Origin of the sequence: Citrobacter cronae (genome assembly GCF_016893685.1) — a bacterium.
Classification (GTDB): Bacteria; Pseudomonadota; Gammaproteobacteria; order Enterobacterales; family Enterobacteriaceae; genus Citrobacter; species Citrobacter werkmanii.
Window position 1 is genome coordinate 1,937,842 of sequence record NZ_CP069763.1, and the last position, 7,403, is coordinate 1,945,244.

General features: G+C 52.4%; 8 protein-coding genes and 1 pseudogene. 5 read left to right on the forward strand and 4 right to left on the reverse strand.

The annotated features are described in order from the left end of the window. Window positions 1-103: 103 nt before the first annotated feature. A complete protein-coding gene (locus JSN25_RS08265; protein WP_038636914.1) occupies window positions 104-664 on the forward strand; it encodes a YagU family protein in 561 nt (186 codons plus the stop codon). Window positions 665-748: 84 nt separating this feature from the next. Here JSN25_RS08265 and mdtM read toward each other — a convergent pair whose 3' ends face one another. From mdtM to JSN25_RS08280, 3 genes are all read right to left on the reverse strand, one after another. After that, window positions 749-1,990: a multidrug efflux MFS transporter MdtM gene (gene mdtM / locus JSN25_RS08270; protein WP_087857434.1), complete on the reverse strand. Its 1,242-nt coding sequence runs from the start codon at window positions 1,988-1,990 to the stop codon at window positions 749-751. 325 nt (window positions 1,991-2,315) lie between these two features. Beyond that, window positions 2,316-2,966 (reverse strand): LysE family translocator, encoded by a 651-nt coding sequence (locus tag JSN25_RS08275; RefSeq protein ID WP_085048372.1) that lies wholly within the window; start codon window positions 2,964-2,966, stop codon window positions 2,316-2,318. 48 nt (window positions 2,967-3,014) lie between these two features. Beyond that, window positions 3,015-3,830 carry an AraC family transcriptional regulator gene (locus tag JSN25_RS08280; RefSeq protein WP_038636922.1) on the reverse strand — a complete coding sequence of 272 codons (816 nt, stop codon included), beginning with the start codon at window positions 3,828-3,830 and terminating at the stop codon, window positions 3,015-3,017. 185 nt (window positions 3,831-4,015) lie between these two features. Between JSN25_RS08280 and JSN25_RS08285 the strand changes: the two are divergent. Beyond that, window positions 4,016-4,417 (forward strand): annotated as a pseudogene (locus tag JSN25_RS08285) (Rpn family recombination-promoting nuclease/putative transposase); the annotation flags it as partial. Window positions 4,418-4,443: 26 nt separating this feature from the next. On the opposite strand, the gene JSN25_RS08290 reads toward JSN25_RS08285, so the two are convergent. Next, entirely contained in the window at window positions 4,444-5,856 is a 1,413-nt protein-coding gene (locus JSN25_RS08290; protein WP_069324124.1) for an aminotransferase-like domain-containing protein, read from the reverse strand. A gap of 176 nt (window positions 5,857-6,032) precedes the next feature. On the opposite strand from JSN25_RS08290, the gene JSN25_RS08295 reads away from it, so the two are divergent. The 3 genes from JSN25_RS08295 to JSN25_RS22030 all read left to right on the forward strand — a co-directional run. Next, window positions 6,033-6,197 (forward strand): DUF1127 domain-containing protein, encoded by a 165-nt coding sequence (locus JSN25_RS08295; RefSeq protein WP_069324123.1) that lies wholly within the window; start codon window positions 6,033-6,035, stop codon window positions 6,195-6,197. Window positions 6,198-6,345: 148 nt separating this feature from the next. Next, window positions 6,346-6,810 (forward strand): MarR family winged helix-turn-helix transcriptional regulator, encoded by a 465-nt coding sequence (locus tag JSN25_RS08300; RefSeq protein WP_038636927.1) that lies wholly within the window; start codon window positions 6,346-6,348, stop codon window positions 6,808-6,810. 6 nt (window positions 6,811-6,816) lie between these two features. After that, window positions 6,817-7,403: HlyD family secretion protein (locus JSN25_RS22030; RefSeq protein ID WP_233638432.1), on the forward strand; the 587-nt coding region annotated here is incomplete at its 3' end.

A 7,403-nucleotide genomic window follows, 5' to 3' on the forward strand; every position in this document is an offset into this window, starting at 1 on the left:
TCATTTTTTATCAAGGATAATCTTAATCACGATTTTTATCATCCCTCCTGGATAGCATAGTTACTGATTTTTAGGGTTACTGGCACAGAGGGGATGATGAGTTATGAAGCTGAAAGATTTATTCACGAGGACACCAACTGAACGCCGCCATTATGGCGTTGCCGTGTTAGTCGGCATCGTTTCTGGCGTACTTTCTGCATTTGTTAAGTGGGGGGCCGAAGTTCCTCTTCCACCCAGGACATTTTCTCTGGGAAGAAATGAGTTTAATCCTCCGTACCTTTTTCTCAGAGACTATTTGGGGATTGATCCCACGCAAACGGTCTATACCTTTTCTGAACATGTGATTAATCCGGTTATGGTTACGCACATCATATTTTCATTAGTGTTTGCAGTCGGGTATTGCGTTGCAGCTGAAATTTTTCCAAAAGTTAAACTTTGGCAGGGGGTACTGGCAGGTTTAATCGTGACGGTGGCAGTTCATGGCATCTTCATTCCCGCACTACATCTTTCGCCGCCCTTGTCTCAGCTACCATTTGATGAATATGTGTCGGAAATTATTGGGCATATTTTCTGGTTTTGGGTCATTGAAATGATTCGCCGCGACCTGCGTAATCGGATCACGCATGAACCCGATGCGGAAGTTCCGTTATCTCTCGTCAGATGATTAAAAGTAGATGCACAATGATGGATTGCCCCCAACCGCTAAACACAATATCAGTGTTCACGAATGGGGGCAGTTCGTAGAAGGTTAACTCTCTGCGGCTAATGCGGTTGCCTCATGCTGACGTACGCGCTTCAGTAAGCCTGCCAGCGTGAACACGACGGCAATACCTGCCACCACCGCCAGCAGATGAAACGAAATCCTGCCGCCGTTGAACCATAACCAACGCCCAATTTCGACAGAAACCGCCATCACCGTCAGGATCACCATATTCAACGACGCCGAAACCGTACCCTTCGGTAAGTTGTTGGAAAATAGTGTAAAGCGGAATAACGTTGGGAAGATCATTCCAATGCCAAACGCATACAGGCTGGTCCCCAGTACTGACCACAACCACACGTGCGGCCACAGTAAATTGCCAGCAATCAATACCGCCAGCCCGCTCAACTGAATGGGAACCGCTCGCCAGATAAAGCGTGGCCGGGTCGGATCCTTCACGAAGCGGACGACCACCATATTGGCGACGATCACCGCGCCAAACACCGGCGCCTGCGCCCAGGCAAACTGGGATGTGGTCATGCCGCCAGCATCAATGAGGATCACCGGTGAGACTGCCACCCAACTCATCATCGGGATATAGCTCAACGACAGCGTGGCTGCGCCAAACAGGAACACCCGGTTGTGGAAAACGTCGCGAAAATCACGTAAGACGCTGCGCGCACTGAACGGCACCGCGCCACGCTGGACGGTTTCTGGCATTGCTAACGTGAGTCCAATGAGTGCGATAAGCCCCATGACGGCGATAATGGCAAACAAGATCTTCCAGTGTACAAAATGCATCAGCGCTGCTCCGGAAAGCGGGCCGATAACCGGCGCCACCAGCACAATGGAGGTGATTACCGCCATCAGCTTAATAGCCTTTGTTTGCCCAAATGCCTCCTGCACCGTGACATAGCCGACGGTGGCGATAAAACAGATGCTGGTGCCCTGCACAAAACGGGCGACCAGAAATTGCGTCATCGAGGTGGTGAACAATGTGGCAGCGCAGGCGAGCGTAAAAATTAGCGCTCCCGCAATCAGTACCGGACGGCGGCCAATCCGATCGGAAAGCGGTCCTAACAACCATTGCAGCGCCATACCACCAGCCAGATAGAGACTGACCGCCGCGGGCGCCAGACTGACATCGGCGTTGAAATCGCGTACGACATTAATGATGCCGGGCTGGATCAAGTCCGTCGACAGATAGGCGGCGAAATCATACAAAATCAACGCAATAGGAAAAAATAGCGTCGTAGCGCGTTGGGAGAAAAACGCGAGAATCCGTTGCATAAAACAGCTCCTTGTCGGGAGAAAACCCTCAACGGGAATAACGAAATTCAATACCGTCTTTAAGACGTCAGGTCGATGACAGAATAAAAGCAGACTGCAAATGTACTGAATTTCATGTAATCAAAAACGCTGTCAGCGTGAAGCGCAAACAGGAGAAACGCTCACTAACGCAGGGTCAGAAAGCGTAACGATTACAGGTAACAATCAGCACATCGCACCTCAAGAAGAGTAAGTTGAACGGGTAGCAACCATTTGCAGTGTAATGTGGATTGGATATTAATTAAACGAGTTTATTCGGTTTATTTGCAGAAAATCGCCACGTTTATCAGAGTAAGATGTTTTGCAAAAAACGCAGCGCGATGGCACAACCGAAGATGATCAGTACGCCGCCGGCGATACGCTCTACCCACAATATCCCTCTGGTTAAGCGTCGCTGGATCTGCGGTAAACCGATGAACATGACGATCAGCAGATCCCAGAACAGCACCACGCTGGTCATCCATATCCCGCTCATGCTTTGTTGCAGCAACGTCACCGACGGGCCGAGCAGGGCGGTCATTAGCGCCAGATAAAACAACGCATTTTTAGGGTTGAGTAGCGACGAAGCTAACCCCAGCAGCAGCTGTTTGCCAAACCCTGGACAGGTCGACTGGGCGTCTGCTCCGGTCAGAGTTTGTGGGCGGCTGCGTATCAGCAGACTGCCAATCCACAATAAATAGAGTGCGCCCAATAGCTCAATAACTGTAAACAGCAGAGGAAGCTGACGCAGGATCCCCCAACCGATAATCGCCAGCAGGATATACAGCCCGTTGCCGATGGCGATCCCCACGCACAGCCCGGCGCTGCCGCGCATCCGGTAACGTACGGCATAGCCGACCAGTAAAAAGAAGTCCGGACCCGGGCTAAGGAGTGCGACAAAATGCGCCAGCGCCAGCGCGGGAAACGCAGACGGAAAAAGTTCAGCAAGCAGTGACATAGTGACCTCAGAGCAGGAATCCGAGTTCACCCTACGCCTGATGCCGCGCTAATTATTGTCTGATATTGATCGTCCTAATGCATACTGACGCGGTGTAGCCGCGGTGTAGCGCACAAAGGTGCGATGGAAATGGCTCTGGTCGGCAAACCCGCTCTGGTAGCCAACATCCGCAATTTCGTCCCCGGCCCGCAGCCGCTGGCGGGCATAGTTAACTCTCAGGATATTCAGATAACTCCCCGGCGTCAGGCCGGTGTCCTGCTTAAAGTTACGGATCAGCGTCTCTTTACGCATGTGGCATTCATAAGCCAGATCGTCCAGCGAGGGGGGCGCAAACAAACAGGACTGCAACCGTTCACGCAGATACGCGCTGGCAGCGCTAAGGTTTTCCGCTTTTACCGATTGCAACGGCAGCGAGCGCAGCAGTGCCTGCGCTGCATCGGTTATCTGTGTCGTTTGTTGCCGCTGCATGAGCGCCACGAGGCGCAAATAGCGCTGGAATAATTGCGGATCGCGGATAACGGGAGTGCGTGGGTAAAGCTGCTGATTGCTGCTCAGCGCAGGCAGATGGGCCAGACACCATCGGGCATCAAGATAGAGCATATGGTAACTGCGAAACCGCCCATTAACGGGGTTACAGCTGTGAGGTGCCAGCGATGGGATCACAATGAGGTCGCCTGAGCTCAGGAGGTATTCTTTGCCATCACACTGGCAGCACGTCTCACCTTCAAGAATCGCTCCAACCGAGAGCTGAGAATGATGATGACGTTTATAGGCTTGATGACTACGCCAGGTGCTACGCAGCTCCAGCCACGGCAACTGCGCGTCACGCCAGAACGATTGTGGAATATCCCGGGTATGCGTCACATCTCGCCCTCCATGAAAGTGATGATTTGTTATAGCACAGGGCGTGCGATGAAAAAGCGGGAATGTGTATTGAGGTCGTGATTCTGCGTGATACGTTCCAGATAAATGCGGACGTTACAAAGGGACGTTTTTATCTCTGAAATCGCCTCGCAAAGAGAGAAAGTTGCAGGTGAGGGTGTGGCNNCCTTATGGGGCTTGTTGAACAAATTGTTTCCCTGCTACTTACTGGACTGACTAATGACAGCCAGATAAAGACGCTGTTTAATTATATTTTGCAAACTGGCGATGCACCTCGATTCAGTGAGTTTATTCGTGGGGTCGCTGAACGTTCACCGCAACATAAGGAGCATTTGATGACGATCGCGGACAGATTGCATGAGGCAGGTTTTCAAAAAGGATGGCTAAAAGGTCTGCAGGAAGGTAAACAAGAAGGTAAACAGGAAGGTAAACAAGAAGGGCTGATAGAGGGGCAGCGAACTGAGGCGCTCCGTATTGCTTGCACCATGCTGGCAGATGGCATCGATATCAGCACGGTACAAAAAATTACCCGACTTTCCGCTGAGGATATCCAGGGGTTAAGCCACTAGACAGAGGCGAAGCCGGGTATACCGACTTACTCTATCGCCACCTTTACCGCCTCGCCGAGCTTTTGCATGACTTCCCGATGCTTCTCGTCTGGCGGCAACGCACAATTGATGCGTACGCAGTTGCGGTATTTACCGGATGCGGAGAATAGCGAGCCAGGCGCGACCTGGATTTTCAGGCGACAGAGCTGTTTGGCGACGCAGACCATATCGACCTGCTGTGGTAATTCAACCCACAGCATAAAGCCACCTTTCGGCCGGGTGACGCAGATCCCACAGGGGAAATATTCCCGTACCCAGCAGGTATAGATCTCCATATTCCGCTGGTAGATCTGACGCATGCGGCGAACATGACGATGATAATGCCCCTCGCGCACGAAGGTGGCGGCCGCCAGCTGTGTAGCAGGAACGTTAGTGCCGATGACGGCATATTTCATGTGCAGAAATTTATCATGATAACGACCGGGAATAACCCAACCGACGCGCAATCCCGGCGCCACGGATTTGGTAAATGAGCTGCACAGTAGCACCCGACCGTCGCTATCCCAGGAATGGATTGTACGCGGACGTGGATATTCTGTAGCCAGTTCTCCGTACACATCATCTTCAAAAATAACAATATCGTGCTGCTGGGCGAGGGCGAGCACAGCGCGTTTACGCGCATCCGGCATAATAAAGCCGAGCGGGTTGTTGCAGTTAGGAACCAGGATCACCCCTTTAATCGGCCACTGATCCAGCGCCAGTTCCAGCGCTTCAATGCTGATCCCGGCATCCGGATCGGTCGGGATCTCAATAACTTTGATCCCTAATCCGCGCAGCAGCTGCATAGTGCCGTAGTAGGCGGGAGATTCAACGGCGACAATATCGCCTGGCTGGCAGACCGTTAGCAGCGCCAGCGACATTCCGCTCTGGCTGCCATTAGTGATCACAATATCATCCGCATTGACGATCGAACCGCCGTCCAGCATGAGCCGGGCAATCTGTTGACGCAATTCCCGACAGCCAGGTAATTCATCGTAGCCCAGAACCGCCTTGAGATTATGCTGCGCCACACGGCTGAGTTCGCGCCACAGTGGCTTCAGGCTGGGTTGATTGATATCGGGCACGCCACTGCTAAAAGGGATTATCGATTTGTCCGCATGACCTGCCAGCATGTCCAGCACCTGATCCCACTGGGTTATCTCGACCGGACGCTGCACCGGACGCGACATCGGCGGCACCGGCGGTTGTGCTTTTTGTGGCGCGACAAAATAACCGGAACGCGGCTGCGGCGTGATCAGCTGTAGTTGTTCCAGCGTCTGATATGCCTGCTGGACGGTACTGATACTGACCCCATGCTCCTGACTCAGGCTGCGCACCGAAGGCAATTTTTCGCCATGGCGATACAGCCCCTGCTCAATGCGTTCGGCCAGCAAATTGGCCAGATGTTGGTAACGCGTCATGCTGTATCCCTCATGGGTACCATACAGATAAAAAAACCAGTACAGATTGGCGTGAAAAAAGCGATGCAGAACTCTTTTTAACCAATCTGTATGTTAAATAAAAGTACTTTGTGAGTCTGTATTGTTCAGGCCCAAATCCGTGAAGATAAAGCCTCTGGCAAGGCGGGAGGCAAGGTATGGAATTTCATGAGAATAAAGCAAAGCAGCCGTTCATTGGGTTTGTACTGATCTGGCGAGCATACAAAGCATGGCGGCTACGGGCGCAAACGCGGTGTCTGTTGCAACAGATGAGCGATGAGCGGCTGCGTGATGTCGGGCTGCGACGCGATCAGGTGGAGTAATTATTTTCTATCGACAGAGGCCGGGTGTTAGCGCATCCGGCCTCTTTTATATTCACGGTGTTTATCAATTTATGCTTGTTGATAGTCTGTTTCTTGATACTTATCCTGATAAGTATTATTTTCTTCTCAGCAATGAGGAAAAAGAAACATGACTGAAGATGAACTGTTTGCCCGCCGTCCGATGGGGATGCGCATGGCGATGGTGGTACGCCAGTGGCGGGCCATTATTGATGCTGCCATCACCGATACAGGCCTGACGCAATCAAGCTGGACGGTATTGATGCAGCTGTATCAACTGGGAGACAACGTCTCGGTCAGTGAACTGGCCCAGGTGCAGGGCATTGAACTGCCGCCGCTGATGCGTACCCTCACGCTACTGGAAAAGCAGGGGTATTTGCTGCGTTCCACATCGCCTTATGACAAACGCATCCGACTGCTGACGCTGACCGCGCAGGGCCGTACAAGACTGGAAGAACTTAACCGGGTGATTGAGATGTATCAACATCGCGTCACCTGCACCATTCCTGAAGCGGAGCTTGCCGCCTTCAGCGCGACGTTAAATCAAATCGCCTGCAATTTGCGGACAATCCGCGAAGAAGACAATCAACATTAAAAAACTATGATGACCCCAGAACAAAAATTTGCCCGTTGGGTAAGGGTGAGTATTGCCGCTTTCCTGGTAATATTCGCCTGGTTTATCGTTGCCGATATCTGGATCCCGCTGACGCCGGACTCCACGGTGATGCGCGTGGTAACGCCTGTTTCCTCACGCGTATCCGGCTACGTCTCGCAGGTGTATGTGCACAACAATAGCCAGGTGAAGAAGGGCGATCTGCTGTACGAACTGGATCCGACGCCGTTTATCAATAAGGTTGAGGCCGCGCAAATCGCCCTTGAGCTGGCGAAGCTGAGCAACCAGCAATTAGATGCGCAGATCGCCTCTGCGCGTGCCAACCTGCGCACCGCGCAATTCAACGCCCGTAACGATAAGACCACCTTTGACCGCTATCAACGCCTGAGTGCCATGCAGAATGTTTCGCAATCCGATCTCGACAAGGTGCGCACTGCCTGGCAGACCAGCGAGCAGTCGGTGGCGGGGCTGAATGCCAGTATTCAGAACCTGCTTATCCAGCGCGGTGAGCGCGATGACAGCCGCAACGTGACGCTGCAAAAATACCGTAACGCGCTGGAAGAAGCGCAGTTGAA

Bases quoted from the DNA above. Each gene is read 5' to 3' on its own strand.
- JSN25_RS08265 (WP_038636914.1), top strand. From the start codon at position 104: ATGAAGCTGAAAGATTTATTCACGAGGACACCAACTGAACGCCGCCAT.
- JSN25_RS08300 (WP_038636927.1), top strand. From the start codon at position 6,346: ATGACTGAAGATGAACTGTTTGCCCGCCGTCCGATGGGGATGCGCATG.
- JSN25_RS08295 (WP_069324123.1), top strand. From the start codon at position 6,033: ATGGAATTTCATGAGAATAAAGCAAAGCAGCCGTTCATTGGGTTTGTA.
- mdtM (WP_087857434.1), bottom strand. From the start codon at position 1,990: ATGCAACGGATTCTCGCGTTTTTCTCCCAACGCGCTACGACGCTATTT.
- JSN25_RS08290 (WP_069324124.1), bottom strand. From the start codon at position 5,856: ATGACGCGTTACCAACATCTGGCCAATTTGCTGGCCGAACGCATTGAG.
- JSN25_RS08275 (WP_085048372.1), bottom strand. From the start codon at position 2,966: ATGTCACTGCTTGCTGAACTTTTTCCGTCTGCGTTTCCCGCGCTGGCG.